This is a genomic window from Streptomyces sp. SPB074, assembly GCF_000154905.1.
GTDB lineage: Bacteria > Actinomycetota > Actinomycetes > Streptomycetales > Streptomycetaceae > Streptomyces.
The window spans coordinates 2226436-2227752 of sequence record NZ_GG770539.1 but is presented as its reverse complement, the minus strand read 5'-3'; the positions used below and the strand labels follow the sequence as shown (position 1 = coordinate 2227752).

The 1317-nt window shown below is 76.0% G+C and carries 1 protein-coding gene and 1 pseudogene; one reads left to right on the top strand and one right to left on the bottom strand.

Annotated elements, in window-relative coordinates; all coding sequences use genetic code 11:
• Positions 1-424: pseudogene (locus SSBG_RS08975) on the top strand (SAM-dependent methyltransferase); the annotation flags it as partial.
• Here the strand turns inward: SSBG_RS08975 and SSBG_RS08970 are convergent.
• Complete coding sequence (locus SSBG_RS08970; protein WP_050776742.1) at positions 399-1010, bottom strand: AAA family ATPase; 612 nt, start codon at positions 1008-1010, stop codon at positions 399-401. The pseudogene SSBG_RS08975 and the gene SSBG_RS08970 overlap by 26 nt on opposite strands.
• Positions 1011-1317: the final 307 nt, after the last annotated feature.

Sequence of the window (1317 nt, the reverse complement as noted above, 5' to 3'; positions counted from 1 at the left end):
CGACCTCGTCAGCGCCCGCCACCCGGTCCGCACGGACTGGGCCGAGGCCGCGCGCGTCCTCGCCCCGGGCGGTACGTACCTCTCGCAGGAGGTCGGCCCGTGGAGCGGCACCGAGGCCAGCGAGTGGTTCCTCGGGCCGCAGCCGGAGAGGACGTGGACCGCGCGGGACCCCGGGAAGGCGCGTGCGGCCGCCGAGGCGGCGGGCCTGGAGGCCGTGGACCTGCGGGCGGTGCGGCTGCGCATGGAGTTCCACGACATCGGCGCGGTCGTCCATTACCTTCGCAAAGTCGTGTGGATGGTCCCCGGCTTCACCGCCGAGCGCTACGCGGACCGCCTGCGCGCGCTGCACGAGCTGATCGGCCGGGAGGGCCGCTTCCTCGCCCACGGCAGCCGCTTCCTCATCGAAGCCCGCAAGCCCGCCTGAGCGCGGGCGCGGCCCCGAACAACTCCTCGACGAACGCGACCCGCCCGGCCACACCGAGGCACGGCAGCGGCACGACCTCGTAGCCGTACTCCTCGTACACCGCCGCGATCACCTCGCCGGTGCGCCGCGCGACGGCGGGTGTCTGCGTCCGCTCCGCGTCCAGGCGGTAGAGGTCCGGCCGGAACGGCGCGAACAGGACGCGCGGATGGTACGGATGCGCGCGGGCCGCGCGGTGGAGCGCCGGGGGTACGGGGATGCCCTCCAGGCGCAGGTAGCCGATCGTGTCGTGCACGCCCCGGTCGAAGAAGACGGGAGGCCCGGTACGGTCGGCGGCGGCGTAGGCGGCGGTGTCCCGCGCGGCCATCAGCTCCGCGAAGCGCGCCCGGTCGGCCCACGGCAGCGCGTCGCCCCCGCTCGCCCGCTGCTCTCGGATGACCGCGCGGCCGGCCTCGGCCGTGACCGGGTGCCCGCGCCGCGCCAGCGCGTCGAGCAGCGTCGTCTTCCCCGCCCCCGGCCCGCCCGTCACGACGACGAACGGCGGCGGCAGCGGCGGACGGGCATCCCGCGACGCGGGCGGGCGCTCCACGGGACCGCCCGATTCCGCACAAGCGCCTGATTCCGCATCGTTACCGTGCGGGTCTCGTGCAGAAGCCATCAGTCCCCTAAGTTCGGACCAACGGAAATCGCGTGCGCAAACACGCGAACTCCGGTACCGCGCGGTGGAGGGGGCCGCGCGGTACCGGTCCGGAACCCGGGAACGCGGCCGTCCGAGCTTTCAGCCGCCCACGCCGCTCCCATCCACGCCGCCGTTCTCGCCGCCCGAGCCGCCGCTACCGCCGCCCGGGCCGCCGCTACCGCCGCCCGAGCCGTCGCCCCCGTCGCCCGCACCGCCG